25 protein-coding genes are annotated in these 19546 nt (G+C 59.2%); 10 read left to right on the top strand and 15 right to left on the bottom strand.

Translation table 11 applies throughout. From position 1 onward, the window contains the following. On the bottom strand, positions 1-621 hold the full coding sequence (locus tag ACP7E4_RS17460) for an NAD(P)-dependent oxidoreductase (protein ID WP_426116610.1): 621 nt from the start codon (positions 619-621) through the stop codon (positions 1-3). 93 nt (positions 622-714) lie between these two features. Here ACP7E4_RS17460 and ACP7E4_RS17455 point away from each other — a divergent pair, with 93 nt between their 5' ends. Beyond that, positions 715-1047 (top strand): DOPA 4,5-dioxygenase family protein, encoded by a 333-nt coding sequence (locus tag ACP7E4_RS17455; protein ID WP_426116612.1) that lies wholly within the window; start codon positions 715-717, stop codon positions 1045-1047. A 144-nt stretch (positions 1048-1191) separates the two neighbouring features. On the opposite strand, the gene ACP7E4_RS17450 is transcribed toward ACP7E4_RS17455, so the two are convergent. From ACP7E4_RS17450 to trpB, 3 genes are all read right to left on the bottom strand, one after another. Further along, positions 1192-1698, bottom strand: coding sequence for an anti-virulence regulator CigR family protein (locus ACP7E4_RS17450; RefSeq protein WP_426116614.1), 507 nt, complete (start codon positions 1696-1698; stop codon positions 1192-1194). A 123-nt stretch (positions 1699-1821) separates the two neighbouring features. Beyond that, positions 1822-2634, bottom strand: a complete 813-nt coding sequence (trpA, locus tag ACP7E4_RS17445) for a tryptophan synthase subunit alpha (protein ID WP_426116616.1) — start codon at positions 2632-2634, stop codon at positions 1822-1824. Next, positions 2631-3860, bottom strand: a complete 1230-nt coding sequence (trpB, locus tag ACP7E4_RS17440; protein ID WP_426116618.1) for a tryptophan synthase subunit beta — start codon at positions 3858-3860, stop codon at positions 2631-2633. Before trpB ends, trpA begins: the two co-directional genes overlap by 4 nt. A gap of 123 nt (positions 3861-3983) precedes the next feature. On the opposite strand from trpB, the gene ACP7E4_RS17435 reads away from it, so the two are divergent. Beyond that, positions 3984-4886, top strand: a complete 903-nt coding sequence (locus ACP7E4_RS17435; RefSeq protein ID WP_426116620.1) for a LysR family transcriptional regulator — start codon at positions 3984-3986, stop codon at positions 4884-4886. A gap of 7 nt (positions 4887-4893) precedes the next feature. On the opposite strand, the gene ACP7E4_RS17430 is transcribed toward ACP7E4_RS17435, so the two are convergent. Then, entirely contained in the window at positions 4894-5220 is a 327-nt protein-coding gene (locus tag ACP7E4_RS17430; protein WP_020291998.1) for a DUF883 family protein, read from the bottom strand. A 167-nt stretch (positions 5221-5387) separates the two neighbouring features. Here ACP7E4_RS17430 and ACP7E4_RS17425 point away from each other — a divergent pair, with 167 nt between their 5' ends. Next, positions 5388-5603, top strand: a complete 216-nt coding sequence (locus ACP7E4_RS17425) for a dodecin (RefSeq protein ID WP_065832798.1) — start codon at positions 5388-5390, stop codon at positions 5601-5603. Positions 5604-5749: 146 nt separating this feature from the next. Next, complete coding sequence (locus ACP7E4_RS17420; protein ID WP_426116622.1) at positions 5750-5974, top strand: DUF1161 domain-containing protein; 225 nt, start codon at positions 5750-5752, stop codon at positions 5972-5974. A 159-nt stretch (positions 5975-6133) separates the two neighbouring features. On the opposite strand, the gene ACP7E4_RS17415 is transcribed toward ACP7E4_RS17420, so the two are convergent. Continuing rightward, positions 6134-7135: an LLM class flavin-dependent oxidoreductase gene (locus ACP7E4_RS17415; RefSeq protein WP_426116624.1), complete on the bottom strand. Its 1002-nt coding sequence runs from the start codon at positions 7133-7135 to the stop codon at positions 6134-6136. A gap of 234 nt (positions 7136-7369) precedes the next feature. Between ACP7E4_RS17415 and ACP7E4_RS17410 the strand changes: the two genes are divergently transcribed. Next, positions 7370-7801, top strand: coding sequence for an OsmC family protein (locus ACP7E4_RS17410; RefSeq protein ID WP_426116626.1), 432 nt, complete (start codon positions 7370-7372; stop codon positions 7799-7801). Between the two features lie 52 nt (positions 7802-7853). Here ACP7E4_RS17410 and ACP7E4_RS17405 read toward each other — a convergent pair whose 3' ends face one another. After that, on the bottom strand, positions 7854-8513 hold the full coding sequence (locus ACP7E4_RS17405; RefSeq protein ID WP_426116628.1) for a hypothetical protein: 660 nt from the start codon (positions 8511-8513) through the stop codon (positions 7854-7856). 176 nt (positions 8514-8689) lie between these two features. Between ACP7E4_RS17405 and ACP7E4_RS17400 the strand changes: the two genes are divergently transcribed. Next, positions 8690-8923, top strand: a complete 234-nt coding sequence (locus ACP7E4_RS17400; RefSeq protein WP_426116630.1) for a DUF1161 domain-containing protein — start codon at positions 8690-8692, stop codon at positions 8921-8923. Here ACP7E4_RS17400 and ACP7E4_RS17395 read toward each other — a convergent pair. Beyond that, complete coding sequence (locus ACP7E4_RS17395; protein ID WP_426116632.1) at positions 8920-9333, bottom strand: hypothetical protein; 414 nt, start codon at positions 9331-9333, stop codon at positions 8920-8922. The genes ACP7E4_RS17400 and ACP7E4_RS17395 overlap by 4 nt on opposite strands. A gap of 92 nt (positions 9334-9425) precedes the next feature. Between ACP7E4_RS17395 and ACP7E4_RS17390 the strand changes: the two genes are divergently transcribed. Then, positions 9426-10487: an aminopeptidase gene (locus tag ACP7E4_RS17390; protein ID WP_426116634.1), complete on the top strand. Its 1062-nt coding sequence runs from the start codon at positions 9426-9428 to the stop codon at positions 10485-10487. 287 nt (positions 10488-10774) lie between these two features. Here the strand turns inward: ACP7E4_RS17390 and ACP7E4_RS17385 are convergent, their stop codons facing one another. From ACP7E4_RS17385 to dadA, 5 genes are all read right to left on the bottom strand, one after another. Beyond that, complete coding sequence (locus ACP7E4_RS17385) at positions 10775-11200, bottom strand: c-type cytochrome (protein WP_426116636.1); 426 nt, start codon at positions 11198-11200, stop codon at positions 10775-10777. Positions 11201-11382: 182 nt separating this feature from the next. Continuing rightward, positions 11383-11931: a cupin domain-containing protein gene (locus ACP7E4_RS17380; RefSeq protein ID WP_065832805.1), complete on the bottom strand. Its 549-nt coding sequence runs from the start codon at positions 11929-11931 to the stop codon at positions 11383-11385. A 206-nt stretch (positions 11932-12137) separates the two neighbouring features. Continuing rightward, on the bottom strand, positions 12138-13211 hold the full coding sequence (alr, locus tag ACP7E4_RS17375; RefSeq protein WP_426116638.1) for an alanine racemase: 1074 nt from the start codon (positions 13209-13211) through the stop codon (positions 12138-12140). A gap of 143 nt (positions 13212-13354) precedes the next feature. Beyond that, entirely contained in the window at positions 13355-13708 is a 354-nt protein-coding gene (locus tag ACP7E4_RS17370; RefSeq protein ID WP_426116640.1) for a RidA family protein, read from the bottom strand. Next, positions 13683-14981, bottom strand: a complete 1299-nt coding sequence (gene dadA, locus ACP7E4_RS17365) for a D-amino acid dehydrogenase (RefSeq protein ID WP_426116642.1) — start codon at positions 14979-14981, stop codon at positions 13683-13685. The genes ACP7E4_RS17370 and dadA overlap by 26 nt, the downstream gene beginning before the upstream one ends. A gap of 155 nt (positions 14982-15136) precedes the next feature. On the opposite strand from dadA, the gene ACP7E4_RS17360 reads away from it, so the two are divergent. Continuing rightward, positions 15137-15625, top strand: a complete 489-nt coding sequence (locus tag ACP7E4_RS17360) for an Lrp/AsnC ligand binding domain-containing protein (RefSeq protein ID WP_020291984.1) — start codon at positions 15137-15139, stop codon at positions 15623-15625. A gap of 133 nt (positions 15626-15758) precedes the next feature. On the opposite strand, the gene ACP7E4_RS17355 is transcribed toward ACP7E4_RS17360, so the two are convergent. Further along, on the bottom strand, positions 15759-16112 hold the full coding sequence (locus tag ACP7E4_RS17355) for a YkgJ family cysteine cluster protein (protein ID WP_426116644.1): 354 nt from the start codon (positions 16110-16112) through the stop codon (positions 15759-15761). A 146-nt stretch (positions 16113-16258) separates the two neighbouring features. Here ACP7E4_RS17355 and ACP7E4_RS17350 point away from each other — a divergent pair, with 146 nt between their 5' ends. Further along, complete coding sequence (locus ACP7E4_RS17350; protein ID WP_426116646.1) at positions 16259-17572, top strand: FAD-dependent oxidoreductase; 1314 nt, start codon at positions 16259-16261, stop codon at positions 17570-17572. Between the two features lie 102 nt (positions 17573-17674). Here ACP7E4_RS17350 and ACP7E4_RS17345 read toward each other — a convergent pair whose 3' ends face one another. Further along, positions 17675-17908 (bottom strand): DUF1127 domain-containing protein, encoded by a 234-nt coding sequence (locus ACP7E4_RS17345; protein WP_426116648.1) that lies wholly within the window; start codon positions 17906-17908, stop codon positions 17675-17677. Positions 17909-18080: 172 nt separating this feature from the next. Between ACP7E4_RS17345 and ACP7E4_RS17340 the strand changes: the two genes are divergently transcribed. After that, a complete protein-coding gene (locus tag ACP7E4_RS17340) occupies positions 18081-19499 on the top strand; it encodes a PLP-dependent aminotransferase family protein (RefSeq protein WP_426116650.1) in 1419 nt (472 codons plus the stop codon). The last annotated feature ends 47 nt before the right edge of the window (positions 19500-19546 follow it).

Genomic DNA, 19546 nt, shown 5'->3' with positions numbered 1-19546 from the left:
TCACACCACAAAATTCACCAACTCGCGCACATGCAGATTCAACCGCAATTCATCGGCGATCCCCGCTGCTACGCGCGCCAGGCGTTCCAGTGGTTCGGCCAGTCCGGGTTCGAGGGTGCTGCTGACCTGGCTGAAGTGCTCGATGCTCAAGCCCGCGACGCCTTGCGGGGCGTTGACCAGTGTCCAGTTCACCTCGCTGGCGCGCAGGGACTGGAACATCGGCAGTGAGTCGTCCATGCCGGCAAAATCACCCACCAGGATCAAGCGCTTGATGTCCATGCGCTGCATGCAGGCGAGCAAGGTTTGCGTGGCGCGCGTCTGCTCCAGAAGATCCAGATCGCGGTCAGGCCGGTGATGTTCTGCGCCGACCGGCAAGACCTTGGCATCCAGCAGACAAATCACCGCCGAGCCGCCCGCTATGCTTTCACTGACGCGCTCGGCATCGAACAGGCTGCCGACTTTGCTACGCAATCCCGGTCGTGGCGCCAGAGCGTTCAGGTCGTCGAGAATGGCGATGACTTCATGCTGGCGGCGCAGCATTTCAGCCATCAGCGCGCTGCCCAGGCTGCTGAGCGCGCCGAACAGGACGATTTTTGTGACAGGCGTTTCTGCATTCTTCATAGGAATTGATCCAGGTCTGTGGATAACTCTCGCAAAGATTCAGACTCGCAGCGGTATGCAGCGTTCAGCCAATTTCCAGGGGAGACCAGGCAAATGCCAGAGATTCAGGGCTATCACGCCCATGTCTATTTCGACGCAGACACCATCGAACACGCGCGCACCTTATGCGAGGCAGCGGCTGAGCGGTTCGGGGTGAAGATGGGGCGGATTCACGAGCGGCTGGTCGGTCCGCATGTGGACTGGAGCTGCCAGCTGGCTTTCGATCACGGGCAGTTCGCGGACCTGATGCTGTGGTTGTCGCTGAATCGTCAGGGGTTGGTGGTGCTGATTCATCCGCTGACCGGCGATGATCTGGCGGACCATACCGAGCATGCCCTGTGGATGGGGGCTGTGCGGCCTTTGGATGTGGGGATGTTCAAGCGCTGATGTATTGTCTGCACCGGCGTCTTCCCGGATAAATCAGGTCCCACAGGATCGCGCCGATTTCAAAATTGTGCGGACAAGTCCGGTCCTACCGAACGCTATACAACCCGGTAGGAGGGGACTTGTCCCCGAAGAGGCCTCAGATGATCAGTTAAGAACACCGTCCAGAATCGCATAGACAATCCCGGTACCCACGGCGATCAGCACGATATCGGTGCCGGTGCGGCGCCATTCGTAGCCTTCGTAATGCGGCAGGTGTTGCAGCGAACGCGCGTCGAGGCGTTTGCCGTAGCCTGGCGGCAGGCGATGGCCTTTGACCACGTGGATGTTCGGCGGCAGCGGCTTGCCACGGCCGATCACGTCGCGGTGTTGCTGAATGGTGTGGCGCACGTCATCAAAATTCTCGGGCGGGCGATTGCCGCCACGGTTGTCCTGATGGGCTTGCTGCTGCGGACGGTTATCGTTACCGCGGCCATTGTTTTTGCCGTTGCCCTGATCGTGTCCGCCATTGTTCTGCGGACCCTGGCCTTGTTGCTGGCCCGGACGGTTATCGTCATGGTCACCGCGCTGATCTTGCGGCGCTGCTTGCAACAGCGGACTGGCGCTGATCATCAAGATGCCCAGCCCTGCAATCAAACGGTTCGGCAGTTTCATGTGTAGCTCCTGGATAATTCAAGTCAGCAAAAAGGGGTTCAAGACATCAGCCTTGAACCCCTTTGCCTAACTACTTGGAACCTGCGCCCAGGCGTTGATTCCTTTGTATCAGGAACTTTACCTTTAGCTGATTCGAGCGTTACGCACGCCTTGCGACAGCGCGGCGCACAAGCTCAATACGCCGTCCACCGCCTGCTCCGGTGAAGCGGCGTTGGCGATTTGATCAACCAGTGCCGAACCGACCACAACACCGTCTGCCAGGCGCGCGATTGCGGCGGCTTGCTCGGGCGTGCGGATACCGAAACCGACGCAAATCGGCAGACTGGTATGGCGATGCAGACGTTCGATGGCGCCTTCGACGTGTTGCGTGGTGGCCGAGCCCGCGCCCGTCACACCGGCAACCGACACGTAGTAGACGAAACCGGAGCTGCGCTCCAGCACGCGCGGCAGGCGCACGTCGTCGGTGGTTGGCGTGGTCAGACGAATGAAGTCGATGCCGGATGCCTGCGCCGGAGTGGCCAGTTCAGCGTCATGCTCAGGTGGCAGGTCAACGATGATCAAGCCATCAACGCCCGCTTGCCTGGCTGCGGCGACAAAGGCCTCAACGCCAAACCGGTGGATCGGGTTGTAATAACCCATCAGCACGATTGGCGTGGTCTGATCGTCGATGCGGAATTCTTCAACCATCTTCAGGGTTCTCGGCAGTGTTTGCCCGGCATCCAGAGCGCGCAGCGTGGCGAGCTGAATGGCAACACCGTCCGCCATCGGATCGGTGAAGGGCATGCCCAGCTCGATCACGTCAGCGCCTGCCGCTGGCAAACCCTTGAGGATTTTCAGCGAAGTGTCATAGCCAGGATCCCCAGCGGTGATGAACGTCACCAGGGCGGCGCGGCCTTCGGTTTTCAGCTGGGCAAAACGTTGTTCGAGGCGGCTCATGCCAGGATCTCCTGATTCTTTTCAGCGGCGGCCATGTGATTCATGACGGTTTGCATGTCTTTATCGCCACGGCCGGACAGGCACACCACCATCAGGTGATCGTCGCGCAGGTTGGTGGCGCGCTTCATGGCTTCAGCCAGCGCGTGGGCGGTTTCCAGCGCCGGGATAATGCCTTCGAGCAGGCAGCAATGATGGAAGGCTTCGAGCGCTTCTTCATCGGTGATGCTGACGTATTCGACACGCTTCACTTCATGCAGGAACGCGTGTTCCGGGCCGATGCCTGGGTAGTCCAGACCGGCGGAAATGGAATGCGCGTCGGTGATCTGGCCGTCGGTGTCTTGCAGCAGATAGGTGCGGTTGCCGTGCAGCACGCCGGGAACACCGCCGTTCAGGCTGGCGGCGTGCTTGTCGGTGTCCACACCGTGACCGCCGGCTTCCACGCCGACGATTTCCACGCTGGCGTCATCGAGGAACGGATGAAACAGGCCCATGGCGTTGGAACCGCCACCGACGCAAGCAATGAGACTGTCCGGCAGGCGGCCTTCCTTCTCCTGCATCTGCACTTTGGTTTCCTTACCGATGATCGACTGGAAGTCGCGGACCATGGCCGGGTACGGGTGCGGACCGGCGACGGTGCCGATCAGGTAAAAGGTGTCATCGACGTTGGTTACCCAGTCGCGCAGCGCTTCGTTCATCGCGTCTTTCAGGGTTCCGGTACCGGAGGTCACCGGGACGATTTCGGCGCCCAGCAGCTTCATGCGGAACACGTTGGCCTGTTGGCGCTCGATGTCGGTGGCGCCCATGTAGATCACGCACGGCAAACCGAAACGCGCCGCAACGGTGGCAGTCGCCACGCCGTGCATGCCTGCGCCGGTTTCAGCGATCAGGCGTTTTTTGCCCATGCGCATGGCGAGCAGAACCTGGCCGATGCAGTTATTGATCTTGTGCGCGCCGGTGTGATTGAGCTCTTCGCGCTTGAAGTAGATTTTCGCGCCGCCGCAGAACTCGGTCAGGCGCTCGGCGAAATACAGCGGGTTCGGGCGACCGATGTAATCGCGCTGAAAGTAGGCCAGCTGCTCAAGGAATTCAGGGTCGGCCTTGGCGGCTTCGTATTCGCGGTTCAGATCGAGAACCAGCGGCATCAGGGTTTCTGCAACGTAGCGGCCGCCGAAGGAGCCGAACAGGCCGTTTGCATCTGGGCCAGCGCTGAATTTGGACTGGGTCATGGGACCTCCAGGTCGTTGAGCGAATGAGGGAGCCGAATCGGCAATGAACACACTTTAACCAGCGCCAGCCCGGATGAAAACCGATAAGATCGACGTAACCTGTCAGGAAAACTCACAGATACCATGAGCCGCGATCTTCCTCCCCTCAACGCCCTGCGCGCTTTCGAAGCGACAGCCCGTCTGAACAGCGTCAGTCAGGCGGCTGAACAGCTGCACGTCACGCACGGCGCAGTCAGCCGCCAGTTGAAAGTCCTCGAAGAGCACTTGGGCGTGGTGCTGTTTATCAAGGACGGGCGTGGCCTGAAACTCACAGATGCCGGAATTCGACTGCGCGACGCCAGCAGTGATGCCTTCGACCGCCTGCGCAGTGTTTGCGCTGAATTAAGCCAGGGTGGAGCGGACGCGCCGTTCGTGCTGGGCTGTTCGGGAAGCTTGCTGGCGCGGTGGTTCATCCCCAGGCTCGGACGACTGAACGCCGAGCTGCCGGACCTGCGGCTGCATTTGTCGGCCGGGGAAGGCGATCTCGATCCGCGTCGTCCCGGGCTCGATGCGCTGCTGATTTTCGCCGAACCGCCATGGCCGGCGGACATGCAGGTCTTCGAGCTGGCCAGCGAGCGGATTGGTCCGGTATTGAGTCCGCGCTTCGCCCACTTTGAACGCTTGCAGGATGCGCCGGCCAAGGTGTTGCTCGACGAAACTTTGCTGCAGACCACGTCGCGCCCGCAAGCCTGGCCCAGCTGGGCGCAGCAAAACGGCATCGATCCGCAAACGCTGCGATATGGGCAAGGGTTTGAGCATTTGTATTATTTGCTTGAGGCGGCCGTTGCGGGCCTGGGTGTTGCGATTGCACCTGAACCGTTGGTTGCAGATGACCTTAAGGCGGGACGCCTGGTCGCGCCGTGGGGTTTCAGCGAAACCCCGGCGCAACTGGCGTTGTGGGTCCCCAAACGTGCCGTTGACGGGCGCGCTCAATCACTAGCGAAGTGGCTAAAAAATGAGCTGAGGCGTTCGGGGAACCCGCAATAACGACCGATCAGTTACCGCGTTTGCACAGCAGGTAAGCGGCCAGCAGGCCAACTGCACCAACGGCTACGCCAGCGGTAGTCCATGGGTGTTCTTGAGCGTAGTCACGGGTCGCAACGCTGGTTTCGCGAGTCTTGACCTTGACGTCTTCGTACACGTCGCTGAGCAGGCTGCGCGAATGGCTCAAGGCACTTTCCGCGTTGGCTTTCAGGCTTTTCAGCGTTCTGCGCGACTCGTCCGAAGCATCCGATTTCAGGCTTTCGAGGGACTTGAGCAGACTTTCGATTTCCGCTTCCATGCTTTTCAACGAGGCTTTACTGAGTGAATTACTAGCCATGGTGTTTCTCCTGCAAGGTGAGTGGCGTGTGTTGTTTCCGACTACAGCGCTTTCAGAAAGTGCGGTGCTGTTTTCGGAATTCGCTGAACTTTTCCGCAGAAATTCCCCACAGAGGTATGGAGCGTGATCACTGCTACGCTCGTATTGACCCTTTTCGGAGAACTGCCATGACTGATCACCACACGTATAAGAAGATCGAGCTGGTTGGCTCGTCGACCACCACTATCGAAGACGCGATCAACAACGCTCTGGCCGAGGCAAGCAAAAGCCTTCAGCACCTGGAGTGGTTTGAAGTCCTGGAAACCCGTGGTCACATCGAGGGCGGCAAGGTCGCTCACTACCAGGTCACCATCAAAGTCGGCTTTCGCATCGTCAATAGCTGATCCGGCCTGAACTTTTACGCTGGCGCAATGCCATAAGCTCCGCCCGCTGTCGCGAAATCGTTGGCGTGGCTAATGTGTTCAGGTCCTTCCAGGTGCTGTGTACTGTGCTGAAGCGACCTGTTTTGGCTGACGAAGGAGTGAGACCAATGAAGAAGTTACTGTTGGCGGTAGGTCTGTTGAGCATTGCTGGCACCACAATGGCTGCCGGTAAGCCATGCGATGACGTGAAAGCGGAAATCGACGCAAAGATCAAAGCAAACGGCGCTACGTCCTACACGCTTGAAGTCGTCGAAAAAGGCAGCGTGACCGACAAGAAAGTTGTCGGCAGCTGTGATGGCGGCGCCAGGGAAATCGTGTATCAGCGCGGCTGATCAGATTGCGGAACACAAAAAAACCGACTCGTTGAAGTCGGTTTTTTTATGCAGTAACCCGTGGGAGCGAGGCTTGCCCGCGAAGAGGCCGGAACAGCCTCTAAATTTTCCGGGTCAGAACCACCGCCTTCGCGGGCGAGCCTCGCTCCAATAGGGCTGTCAGCCGCGTGCAGTCTCCGCAAGGATTTCATACGAGCGCAACCGATCGGCGTGATCGTACATGTCGCAGGTGAAGATCAGCTCATCCGCATCGGTCTGTTCCAGCAGCACATCCAGCTTGGCGCGGATTTTTTCCGGGCCGCCGACCATCGCCAGACCGAGGAAATCACCCACTGCTTCGCGTTCATGGGGCAGCCACAGGCCTTCCATGCTCTTTACTGGTGGACGCTGCATCAGCGACTGGCCGCGCATCAGCGCCAGGATGCGTTGATACACCGAGGTCGCCAGGTATTCGGCGTGTTCATCGGTGTCGGCGGCGGCCAAGGGAATCCCGAGCATCACGTACGGCTTGTCGAGTACCGCCGAAGGCTGGAAGTGATTGCGATAGACGCGAATCGCTTCGTGCATGTAACGCGGGGCGAAGTGCGAGGCGAAGGCGTACGGCAAACCGCGCTGCCCGGCAAGTTGCGCGCTGAACAGACTCGAACCCAGCAACCAGATCGGCACATTGGTGCCAGAACCCGGTACCGCGATTACGCGTTGATCCGGCGTGCGCGGGCCAAGGAAAGCCATCAGTTCGCTAACGTCTTCCGGGAAGTCATCGGCGCTGCCGGAGCGTTCCCGACGCAGGGCGCGTGCGGTCTGCTGATCGGAACCCGGCGCGCGGCCAAGGCCCAGATCGATGCGGCCGGGATACAGGCTCGCCAAGGTGCCAAACTGTTCGGCAATCACCAGTGGCGCGTGGTTGGGAAGCATGATGCCACCAGCGCCGACACGAATCGTCGAGGTGCCGCCCGCCAGATAGCCCAGCAACACGGCGGTTGCGGAACTGGCGATGCCATCCATGTTGTGGTGCTCGGCCACCCAGAAGCGGTTGTAACCGAGTTTTTCGACGTGTTGCGCCAGATCCAGCGAGTTGCGCAGGGATTCTGCGGGGCCTTTATCGTGGCGCACGGGCACCAGATCCAGGACTGAGATTTTTACATCGGCAAGACGTTTCATAGGCCGCTACATCTCCTCATCAGTGGTTTTGCAGGCCTGGCCCATGGGACGCAGATGACCAAAAGCCCACAGCTGTGAATGAAAATGAGGGCATATGCTCCAGATTCAATGCCCAGACAGGAAATATCCTACTAAATAGCTAGGTTTTTCCTCTACGTTGAACTTTATAAAGCCAGCTATCCTCAGAACCTTCGTCCATGTGCGAAACCTCGCACGCATCCATGAGGAGACATCATGAGCATCGTCAAGAAAGCATCCGCCCATTGGGAAGGTGACCTGAAAACCGGTATCGGCAGCATCTCGACTGAAACCGGTGTTCTGCGCGAAGCCCCATATGGCTTCAAAGCCCGTTTCGAAGGCGGCAAAGGCACCAACCCTGAAGAATTGATCGGCGCAGCTCACGCGGGCTGCTTCTCCATGGCGCTCTCGATGATCCTCGGCGGCGAAAACCTGACCGCAGAAAGCATCGACACCACCGCTGACGTGACCCTCGACCAGGTCGACGGCGGCTTCGCCATCACTGCGGTACACCTGACCCTCAAGGCCAAAGTGCCGGGCGCGACTCAGGAGCAGTTCGACAAACTGACCGCCATGGCTAAAGAAGGCTGCCCGGTTTCCAAAGTCCTGAACGCCAAAATCACGTTGGACGCGACGTTGATCAGCTGATTGGCTCCGTAGCACTCGATGACCCGCTCAGCTAAGCCGACCGGGTCATTTTTTATCCCTCGACGTCCATCATCCAGTGACGTCGCACTTCCCGACGCTGTCCCCAGGACGTGTACTGGCGGCTCTCGCGCATGTGAGCGGCCAACTCGCAGCCGCCTTCACCGGCTTCACCCAAGCGGAACGTTCGTGATGCACCGACGGGGTCCTCGTCCGAGCCATAGAAGGCAATGACCCGAATTTCCAGACCGGAAAAGGTCCAGTCGTCGCCTGGTAAATGGCCGGTCATCGGGATTGCGTGAAGCGTGGCCAGGCGTTGAATCAAGGCACCGAACGTGCCGATATGAGTGAAATCCCCCGTTCCGAGCGGGCCTTGGCGCGTTGCGTTATGCAGGACCAGATCCTGATCAATCTCGCCTTTGCTCTCTTCGCGGATATCGGTGACGTCGCAGCACAGCCGGCCCTGATTGGTGTCGAGCAGCAGCACGATTTGATTGATGAAGATCGGTTCGGCGCTCATGTTGCTGATCAGGCACAGCGAACCGATGCCTTTGCCAGCGCCACGATTGATGATGATGCGCGGCCTGCGCTGGCGGCGGTAATTGTTCAGCAGTAACTGTGCGTACATGACCCAGACGATCAGCGTACCGATGCTGATCATGACCGTCAGAGCGTCTTTATATTGGATAACCCACTGGATAAAAGAAGAATTCATTACTACTCGCTGTCGGATGGTCGTCCCGCTCTGATAGACCTTGCGCCCAGAAGTTCGACCCGCGCGACCAACGTAGAACGAACTTGCACGGGTGCGTTGAGGTCTATGAATCACTGCAGCGCTGGCGCGGTAATCTGCCTGATGTCCCGCTGCGGACCGTATCGAAGGAGTCGAGCATGAAACGTTTTGCATTAGCCGTGATAGGGACAGTAATGGCCACCGGCGTCCTGGCTGCACCTAAATCATGCGAAGAGCTGAAGGCCGAGATCGAAGCCAAGATCCAGGCCAACAACGTCAATTCCTACACTTTGGAAATCGTCAGCAATGACGAAGTCCATGATCAGAATATGGTCGTCGGTACGTGCGACAACGGCACGAAAAAAATCATCTATCAGAAAAATGATCGCTAGATGCAGTGTGCTTCCTCTTGCTCGACCAGCTCATTGCGCTGCGCGTCGAACAGCCAGGCAGTGATGGAATTGTGCATCGAGCGCACCTCGATCATGTAGCGTTGCCCCGCCGCGAAGTGGTCGTATTTCAGGTCGATGTAACAGGTCAGCTCCGTTAAATCGTCGCTCATCGCGCTGAAACCGCCGTAATTGATTTCGTAGTCATAGCGCACTTGAAGCTCGTGGCTACCGGGCGAAACCTGGAAGTAGCGACCGTCATAGGTGGTGACGCCGTCGACTTTATCGGCCATCACCATCTTGCCGGTGATGGTGCGCATATCGACCCAGGCTTGTTGCGGGTCCACCGCTGGCATGGGTCCGGCACATGCGGTCAAGGCGGTCAGGGCGAGGATGATCGAAAGGTTGCGCATGGTTGGCTCCGTATGGACGGACAGCGATGATAGTTGCGCAACGGCAGTGCTGTCCGGCATAACGCGTGATGTTTCGAATGTTGAGGCGGTCCATGCCCAGTATTACCCTTTCCCACCTGACGCGCAGCTTGCCGTTAATGGCATTCCTGTTGCTCGGCGGCTGTTCCAGCGTCAATTATTACGACCAGCTGGTGAGCGGTCAGTTGCAGTTGCTGCGCGCCAGGCAGCCGGTGACGCAAGTCATTGCCGATCCGACGCGCAGCCCGCGTCTGCGCCAGATGCTGGAGCAGTCGCAGGAAGCCCGGACCTTCGCCAGCCGTCAGTTACGCCTGCCGGACAATCGCAGCTATCGCCTTTATGCCGACCTGGGCCGCCCGTACGTAGTGTGGAATGTGTTCGCCACGGGCGAGTTCTCGCTGGAACCGGTCACCCATTGCTTCCCGATTGCCGGATGTGTGGCGTATCGCGGCTATTACAGCGTCGGCGAGGCCCGCGGCGCGGCGGCGTTGCAGCGTCAGGCCGGGCAGGATGTGTACGTCAGCGGTGTCGAGGCTTATTCGACTCTGGGCTGGTTTGACGATCCGATCCTCAGCTCAATGCTGGGCTGGGGTGATGAACGCCTGGCGACCTTGATCTTCCATGAGCTGGCGCATCAGCAGTTCTACGTGAAGGACGACAGCGAGTTCAATGAGTCTTTCGCCAGCTTTGTCGAACAGGAAGGCACTCGCCAATGGCGCGCCGCACGAGGCTTGCCTGCCGAGCGCCTGTCGCAATCCAGGCAGCGCGATCAGTTCACGCAGTTGGTGCTCGACACACGGGAACGCCTGAAGCGGCTCTACAGCCAGACCTTGAATGCTGAGCAGATGCGCGAAGGCAAAGCGGCGGAATTCGAATTGCTGCGCAAAAATTACCGCGCACTGCGTGATACCCAATGGGCTGGCGACAAGCGCTATGACGCGTGGATCAATGCACCGCTGAACAACGCCAAGCTGCTGCCCTTCGGACTTTATGACCAATGGGTGCCGGCGTTTGCAGCGCTGTTCAAACAGGTCAATGGGGATTGGACGGCGTTTTATGCGGAGGTGGAACGCTTGGGAGGATTGCCGATGGCGGAGCGCAAAACAGCACTTCGCGGGCTATTCCGGACTGACTGACAACTTGTGGGAGATGGCTTGTGTGGGAGCGAGCTTGCTCGCGAAGACATTTGCCCGTTCGACATCTTTGCAAGCTTCCCGGACGCCTTCGCAAGCAAGCTTGCTCCCACAAGTGAAATGCGGTCATCTGGTAGGACCGGATTTATCCGGGAAGGCGTCGCTGCAGACACGAACTGTTGTGGGAGCGAGCTTGCTCGCGATGCTCATTCCGCCAACATTTTTTGTTGGCTGAAATGCTGCCTCCGCAAGCAAGCTCCCACGGTATTTGCGACGTTGCTGATGCCAGCTTATTTCAGCCCGGACATCTTCTGGATGGCGCCTTTGAGATCGTCATCCGAGCAGTCGGCGCAGGTGCCTTTTGGCGGCATGGAATTGATGCCGGTAATGGCCTTGGCCAGCAGGCCGTCAACACCGCCCTCTTTGTCGGCGCGGGTTTTCCAGGCTGCAGCGTCACCGATTTTCGGCGAGTTCAGCAGACCGGTGCCGTGACACGCATTGCAGTGTTTGGCGATCACGTCATCCGGCGACTTGGCACCACCGGCGCCACCCGCTGAAGCCACGACTTCCATCCCTGCGCATTCCTTGCCCTGAACGCAAACCTGGCCCACCGGCTCCAGCCGTTTAGCGATTTCGTCATTGGTTGCTGCCTGAGCGGAGAACGCCCAAAAAGTCAACGTAGCAGCAACTGCCAGAATCTTATTAGTTAGGTTCACGCTTACACCCTCATGGTGACTATTCACGCCCGCAGCCACGGTTTAGCAGGCGGGCGCAAGTATAGCGTTTAGCCTGTCAGTCCGAAACACCCTTATAACAAGAAGGGTTATTCCCTGACAGTCTAGCGTTTCCGGCGCATTTGTCGCTGCCCCGTAGCTACGGGGCGATCCGCGTGCTCATCTTAGAAATTGGCCGGTGTAGCTGCGCTGATTAGTCGCGCCGGAACATCAAACGGATTGCGAAAACGATGCGGTTTGGTGCTCTCGAAATAGTAGCTGTCGCCTGCTTCGAGAATATACGTATCCAGGCCGACCACCAGTTCCAGTCGTCCTTCGACGAGGATGCCGGTTTCTTCACCTTCATGAACCAGCATCTCGATGCCGGTATCGGCACCCGGCGGATAAATTTCGTTGAGGAATGCGATTGAGCGGCTCGGGTGCGCCTTGCCCACCAGTTTCATGGTGACCGCGCCGTCCGAGATATCGATCAGCTCGCTGGCCTTGTAAACCACTTGCGTCGGATTTTCTTGCTCAAGCTCTTCGGAAAAGAACTCCACCATGGACATCGGAATACCGCCGAGCACTTTCCGCAGGGAACTGATCGATGGGCTTACGCTGTTTTTTTCGATCATGGAAATAGTGCTGTTGGTCACGCCGGCTCGCTTGGCGAGTTCGCGCTGGGACAGGCCCTTGAGTTTACGAATGGATTGCAGTCGTTCACCGACGTCCAATGCGGCAGTCCTCCTGATTCAGTCTGGTAAGGTCGAGATGAACGCCATGATGGCAACAGCGTTCAGTATTTACAACACTTCGACGGGCAAGGGACTGACTGAGGAGACTAGCGGCTTCGTGGGACCGGCTTTAGCCGGGAAATAGGCCGGCACATTCAGTGGCATTGTGTTTCTGCTTTCCCGGCTGAAGCCGGTCCCACGGGGCATCAGGCGTTCTGATAGAGCCTTGGCACCCGGCGCAGGTTGCAGAAAATCCGATAGGGGATGGTTCCGGCGCGGGCGGCCACATCACTGGCCAGAACGTTCTTGCCCCACAGCTCGACGCGACTGCCCAGCCCGGCCTGGGGCAAATGGGTCAGATCGACGCACAGCATGTCCATGGACACCCGACCCAACAGTTGGCTCGGCTGGCCGTCAATCCAGACCGGCGTGCCGGTGGGCGCCTCGCGCGGATAGCCGTCGGCATAACCCATGGCGACCACGCCGACACGACTGGCGCGCTCGGTGATAAATGCCGCGCCGTAACCGACCGGTTCACCGGCTGGCAACTCGCGCACGCAGATCACTTTCGATTCCAGGGTCATGACCGGCTGTAACTGATCGGCCAGCACCTGCGGCTGATCGAAGGGTGTCGCGCCGTAGAGCATGATGCCGGGGCGAATCCAGTCGCTGGGCATATTCGGCCAGCCAAGCACGGCCGGTGAATTGCGCAGGCTGATTTCGGCGGCCAAACCCTGGCGTGCGGCTTCGAACACCGCCAATTGGTCCTGACTGCACGGATTGTCCAGTTCGTCAGCGCGGGCGAAGTGACTCATCAGGACGATCTTCGCCACTTTGCCGCTGGCCAGCAGGCGCTGATAAGCGGCCCGGAAATCCTTGGGGTGCAGGCCAACGCGGTGCATGCCCGAATCCAGCTTGAGCCAGGCAGTGATCGGCTTGCGCAAGCTGGCCTGTTCGATGGCTTCAAGTTGCCACAACGAATGCACCACACACCAGAAATCATGCTCGACGATCAGCGCCAGTTCATCGGCCTCGAAAAAGCCTTCCAGCAGCAGGATCGGCGCGCGAATCCCCGCTTCGCGCAGTTCCAGCGCTTCTTCGATGCAAGCCACGGCGAAACCGTTGGCCTCGGCCTCCAGGGCCTGGGCGACTTGTACCGCGCCATGACCATAAGCATCGGCCTTGATCACCGCGAGCGCCTTGGCTCCCGTGGCCTGGCGGGCGAGCCGGTAGTTGTGACGCAGGGCTTGAAGATCGATTAAGGCGCGAGCTGGACGCATGATGGGGTTCTGATAGGTAGGTTAGGATTGTTGGAGGCTTGGTGTGGGACCGGCTTTAGCCGGGAAGGCAATTCACGCCTTCGCGACTAAAGTCGCTCCTACGGCCGATTTGCGGGCAAGCCCCGCTCCAGCGGATTTGTTGTTTACGGCAACGCGGCAATCACTGACAACTCCACCAGAATTTCCGGCTCGCACAGTTTGGCTTCAACCGTGGCACGCGCTGGCGCAACGCCTTTTGGCAGCCAGGTGTCCCACACGCTGTTCATGCCGGCGAAGTGGGCGTCGATGTCTTTAAGGTAGATCGTCACTGACAGGATGCGGCTTTTGTCAGTGCCGGCCAGATCCAGCAAGCGCTCGATGCTGTTGAGCGTCTCGCGGGTCTGCTGCTCGATCCCGGCGGTCATATCGTCGCCCACTTGACCGGACAGATACACGGTGCCGTTGTTGACCACGACCTGGCTCATGCGCTCGTTAGTGAGCTGGCGCTGGATTGACATGTTGGGCGATCTCCTTGGTATTGCCGTAACGATAAATATTCAGGCCTTCGGCACTGATCTGCGGCGTTTTGCGCGAGATCAGATCGGCCAGCAAACGGCCCGAACCACAGGCCATTGTCCAGCCCAGTGTGCCGTGGCCGGTATTGAGAAACAGGTTGCTGAACGGCGTGGCGCCGACAATCGGCGTGCCGTCCGGCGTGGTCGGACGCAGGCCCGTCCAGAAACTGGCCTGGGTCAGATCACCGCCTTGAGGATAGAGGTCGCCAACGATCATCTCCAGCGTTTCGCGCCGACGAGGATTGAGCGACAGATCGAAACCGGCGATTTCCGCCATGCCGCCGACGCGGATGCGGTTGTCGAAACGGGTGATCGCGACCTTGTAGGTCTCGTCGAGAATCGTCGACGTCGGCGCCATGGCCGGATTGGTGATCGGCACGGTCAGCGAGTAACCCTTGAGCGGATAAACCGGCGCCTTGATGCCCAGCGGCTTGAGCAACTGCGGCGAATAACTGCCCAGCGCCAGCACGTAGCGATCAGCCGTTTCCAGCTTGCCATCGATCCACACGCCATTGACGCGGTTACCGGCAAAATCGATGCGCTCGATGGACTGATTGAAGCGGAACTCGACGCCCAGGTTCACCGCCATCTCGGCGAGACGGGTGGTGAACAGCTGGCAATCGCCTGTCTGGTCATTGGGCAGGCGCAATGCACCGGCGAGGATATTGGTCACGCTGGCCAAGGCCGGTTCGACCCGGGCGATGCCGGCGCGGTCGAGCAATTCGTAAGGTACGCCGGACTGTTCGAGTACGGCAATGTCCTTGGCAGCGTTATCCAGCTGCGCCTGGGTGCGGAACAATTGGGTGGTGCCCAGCGTGCGGCCTTCGTAGGCGATGCCGGTTTCGGCGCGCAGTTCATCAAGACAATCGCGGCTGTATTCGGACAGGCGCACCATGCGCTCTTTATTGATCGCATAACGGCTGGCTGTGCAGTTGCGCAGCATTTGCGCCATCCACAGGTACTGATCGATATCGGCAGTGGCCTTGATCGCCAGAGGCGCATGGCGTTCCAGCAGCCATTTGATGGCCTTGAGCGGCACGCCAGGTGCCGCCCAGGGCGACGCATAACCCGGCGAAACCTGGCCGGCGTTGGCGAAACTGGTTTCCATGGCGGCAGCAGGCTGACGGTCGACAACCGTGACCTCGAAACCTGCACGCGCCAGATAATAGGCACTTGTCGTACCGATCACACCACTACCAAGGACCAGAACGCGCATGTCGATGACCTCATCGCGGATATCCGCTGACGTTTTGAAGTTTTAAGCAAGGATGTGGGCAGTATATGCAGCATCTGGCAGTGCTTTTCACCATATAAACGCCTATATTCGGCGGAAATTCTCGGTAAAGAACGCTTTGATAGAGGGGGTTTCCCTTGCGTACAGAACATCAGTCAAAACGTGAGCTGGACAAGATCGATCGCAACATTCTGCGCATCCTTCAAGCCGATGGCCGGATTTCGTTCACCGAGCTGGGCGAACGCGTCGGTTTGTCCACCACGCCTTGCACGGAGCGGGTCCGCAGGCTGGAACGTGAAGGCATCATCATGGGCTACAACGCCCGGCTCAACCCGCAGGCACTCAAAGCCAGCCTGCTGGTTTTCGTCGAGATCAGCCTGGATTACAAATCCGGCGACACCTTCGAAGAATTCCGCCGCGCCGTGCTGAAACTGCCCCATGTACTGGAATGCCATCTGGTGTCAGGCGACTTCGATTACCTGGTCAAGGCGCGGATTTCGGAAATGGCGTCGTACCGCAAGCTGCTGGGCGACATCCTCCTCAAACTCCCCCATGTGCGCGAGTCCAAGAGTTATATCGTGATGGAAGAGGTAAAGGAGAGTCTGAATTTGCCGATTGCGGAGTGATGTCGATACGCAATGGATATTTTGTGGGAGCGAGCTTGCTCGCGAAGAGGCCGGTGCAACCACTACCCATCCTTACCGCTGCATTGCCTTCGCGAGCAAGCTCGCTCCCACAGGGTTCATGTTGATGGGCGCACTACACCAAAACCTGCCGCGTCGAAGCCATATACGCATGAATCTGCTTCTCGACCCGCGGGTGGATCATCTCCACGGGGCGGCGGCCGTTGGGGCATGGCAGCGTCGGCGTGGTGCCGAACAGGCGACAGATCAGCGGGCGTTCGTCGTAGACGGTGCAGCCGTTGGGGCCCAGATGCACGCAGTTGAGTTCATCCATGGCCGCTTCCTGCTCGGCTGCCGTCTTGCGCGGCAAGCGGGACATTTCTTCCGGCGACGTCGTCACCGGCCCGCAGCAGTCATGGCAGCCAGGAACGCACTCGAAAGACGGAATCTGCTGACGCAGCGAGCGGATTTTCTGACTGTTGCAACTCATTGGCTGGATGACCCCGTGTGAATGGGCGCGATTCTGCCTCAGTTGCCCACCTCAGGACAGCGCCGTCGGACCGATCCTTGCCCGCGTCGGAACCTGCGGCTTATCCTCCGTGAAGTTTTTCAAATACCGCCAACGGAACCCACGCCATGGACGCCCGCGCCCGACCCTTTGCCGCGACCGCTGAACACGTCGCTTCTTATTACGCCGCCAGCAGCCATCCGCAAGCGGATCATTCGCCGCTGCAGGGCGAGCTGCAGGCTGATGTGTGCGTGGTGGGCGGCGGGTTTTCCGGGCTCAACACCGCCATCGAACTGGCCGAGCGCGGCCTGAGCGTCGTGCTGCTCGAAGCGCGCAAGATCGGTTGGGGCGCGAGCGGGCGTAATGGCGGCCAGTTGATTCGTGGCGTCGGCCATGGCCTTGAGCAGTTCGCCAATGTGATTGGCAACGACGGCGTGCGCCAGTTGAAACTGCTGGGGCTGGAAGCCGTGGAGATCGTGCGCCAGCGGGTCGAGCATTACGCCATCGACTGCGATTTGACCTGGGGTTACTGCGATCTCGCCAACAAACCGCGCGATCTGGTCAGTCTGGCCGAAGACGCCGAAGAGCTGCGCAGCCTCGGTTACCGCCATCATCTGCAATTGCTGCAAGCCAGTGAAATGCACAGCGTGGTGGGATCAGATCGTTATGTCGGCGGGATGATCGACATGGGTTCCGGACATTTGCATCCGCTGAACCTGGCGCTGGGTGAAGCGGCTGCAGCGCAGGCATTGGGCGTTCGGCTGTTCGAACACTCAGCGGTGACCCGGATTGAATACGGCCCGCAGGTTAAAGTACACACCGCACAAGGCTCGGTCGCTGCCAAAACTCTGGTGCTGGCCTGCAATGCTTACCTGAACGACCTCAACCCGCAATTGAGCGGCAAAATCCTGGCCGCTGGCAGCTACATCATTGCCTCCGAACCCTTGAGCGAAGCTCAGGCCCATGACCTGTTGCCGCAAAACATGGCGGTCTGCGACCAGCGCGTCACGGTGGATTACTTCCGCCTCTCGGCGGATCGCCGTCTGCTGTTCGGCGGTGCCTGTCATTACTCCGGGCGTGATCCACAGGACATCGCGGCTTATATGCAGCCCAAGATGCTTCAGGTGTTCCCGCAGCTGGCTGGAGTGAAGATCGATTATCAATGGGGCGGGATGATCGGCATCGGCGCCAACCGCCTGCCGCAAATTGGCAGGCTTCCCGATCAGCCCAATGTGTATTACGCCCAGGCGTATGCCGGGCATGGTCTGAACGCTACGCACCTGGCCGGCAAGTTGTTGGCCGAGGCCATCGCCGGGCAGCACAGCGATGGCTTCGATTTGTTCGCAAAAGTCCCGCACATGACCTTCCCCGGCGGCAAACACTTGCGCTCGCCGCTACTGGCATTGGGGATGTTGTGGCATCGGTTCAAAGAAATTCTTTAAATCCGTGGGAGCGAGCTTGCTCGCGAAGTCGATCATCCTCTCGCGCAGATGTGCTGAAAGTGCTGGCCTATTCGCGAGCAAGCTCGCTCCCACAAGTCTTGCTCACTCCCGCCAAAACGGCTTCAACCCTTCCGTCCTTGCTTGCCCCGGCGTGATGCCAATATCCTGCAATTCATCCATGGTCAGGTTCAGCAGCACTTTGCGTGACGTCCAGCGATGGCCATACAGTGCCCAGCGACTCAGCTTGGGTGCGCAAGTTGTCTTGATGACAACTGCTTGCCCTTCACTCAGTTCCTGGCTGTAAAGCGCCAACCGCACATCACTGAACCCGTTCATTGTTCAAACCCTCATCACGTTGTCTGTGGCTACATGATGGCGGCGCGGGGCAAGCCGTTACAGATCCAAACAAATCTATTAATTTGCATACAGATGATTTCAAACTCGTCCTGAATGCTGTAATTTTCACGCATCTGTATGGTTTTCATTTTTTAGCAGCTGGAATTACGCCATGACCCTCTACGTCAACCTCGCCGAATTACTCGGCTCGCGGATTGAAAACGGTTTTTATCGTCCTGGCGACCGGCTGCCTTCAGTGCGCGCCTTGAGTGTCGAACATGGCGTCAGCCTGAGCACGGTGCAGCAGGCGTATCGAATGCTGGAAGACAACGGCCTCGCGGCGCCGAAACCCAAGTCCGGGTATTTCGTGCCCGCCAGCCGCACGGTTCCGGCGCTGCCGGTGATCGGTCGTCCGGCGCAGCGGCCGGTGGATATTTCCCAGTGGGATCAGGTGCTGGAGCTGATTCGCGCCAAGACCGATCCCAAGCTCCAGCAACTGGGACGGGGCATGCCGGACGTGACCAGCCCCACGCTGCGGCCCTTGCTGCGGGCTATGGCAAGGATCAGCCGGAAGCAGGACATGCCCGGTCTGTATTACGACAACATCTACGGCACCCAGACACTTCGCGAGCAGGTCGCGCGTCTGCTGCTGGATTCGGGCTGCAACCTCACCGCCAATGACCTGGTGATCACCACCGGCTGCCATGAAGCGCTGTCGTCCAGCATCCGCGCCATCTGTGATCCCGGCGATATCGTGGCGGTGGACTCGCCGAGCTTCTTCGGCGCCATGCAGACCCTCAAAGGCCTGGGCATGAAAGCCCTGGAAATCCCCACCGATCCGCTGACCGGGATCAGCCTCGACGCACTGGAGCTGGCCTTGGAGCAGTGGCCGATCAAAGCCATACAGTTGACGCCCAGCTGCAACAATCCTTTGGGCTACGTCATGCCCGAAGCGCGCAAGAAGGCGCTGCTGACTCTGGCCCAGCGCTTTGACGTAGCGATCATCGAAGACGATGTGTATGGCGATCTGTCCTACACCTACCCGCGACCACGCACCATCAAGTCCTTCGACGAAGATGGCCGGGTGCTGCTGTGCAGTTCGTTTTCCAAGACGCTGGCGCCGGGGCTGCGCATTGGTTGGGTTGCACCGGGGCGCTACCTTGAGCGGGTGTTGCACATGAAATACATCAGCACCGGTTCCACCGCGCCGCAACCGCAACTGGCGATTGCTGAGTTTTTGCAGGGCGGGCATTACGAACCGCATCTGCGGCGTATGCGCAGCCAGTATCAGCGCAGCCGCGACTTGATGATCGACTGGGTGGCGCGTTACTTCCCGGCGGGCACGCGGGTCAGTCGGCCGCAGGGCAGCTTCATGTTGTGGGTCGAGCTGGCCGAGGATTTCGATACCCAGCGCCTGAATCGGGCATTGCTGCCCCAAGGCGTACAGATCGCGGTGGGCAGTATTTTTTCCGCCTCCGGCAAGTACCGCAATTGCCTGCGAATGAACTACGCCGCCAAGCCCACGGCTGATGTCGAGGCGGCCGTGCGCACCGTCGGCGAGACCATTTCGCAACTGATCGCCCAGCAGTAACACGCCTGCCGTAACTTTTATCGGGTTTCGAGGGTCATATCGCCATA

The organism is Pseudomonas sp. DSP3-2-3 (assembly GCF_049898225.1).
GTDB lineage: Bacteria > Pseudomonadota > Gammaproteobacteria > Pseudomonadales > Pseudomonadaceae > Aquipseudomonas.
The sequence above is the reverse complement of the archived record's forward strand: the minus strand, read 5'-3'. Positions and strand labels throughout refer to the sequence as shown.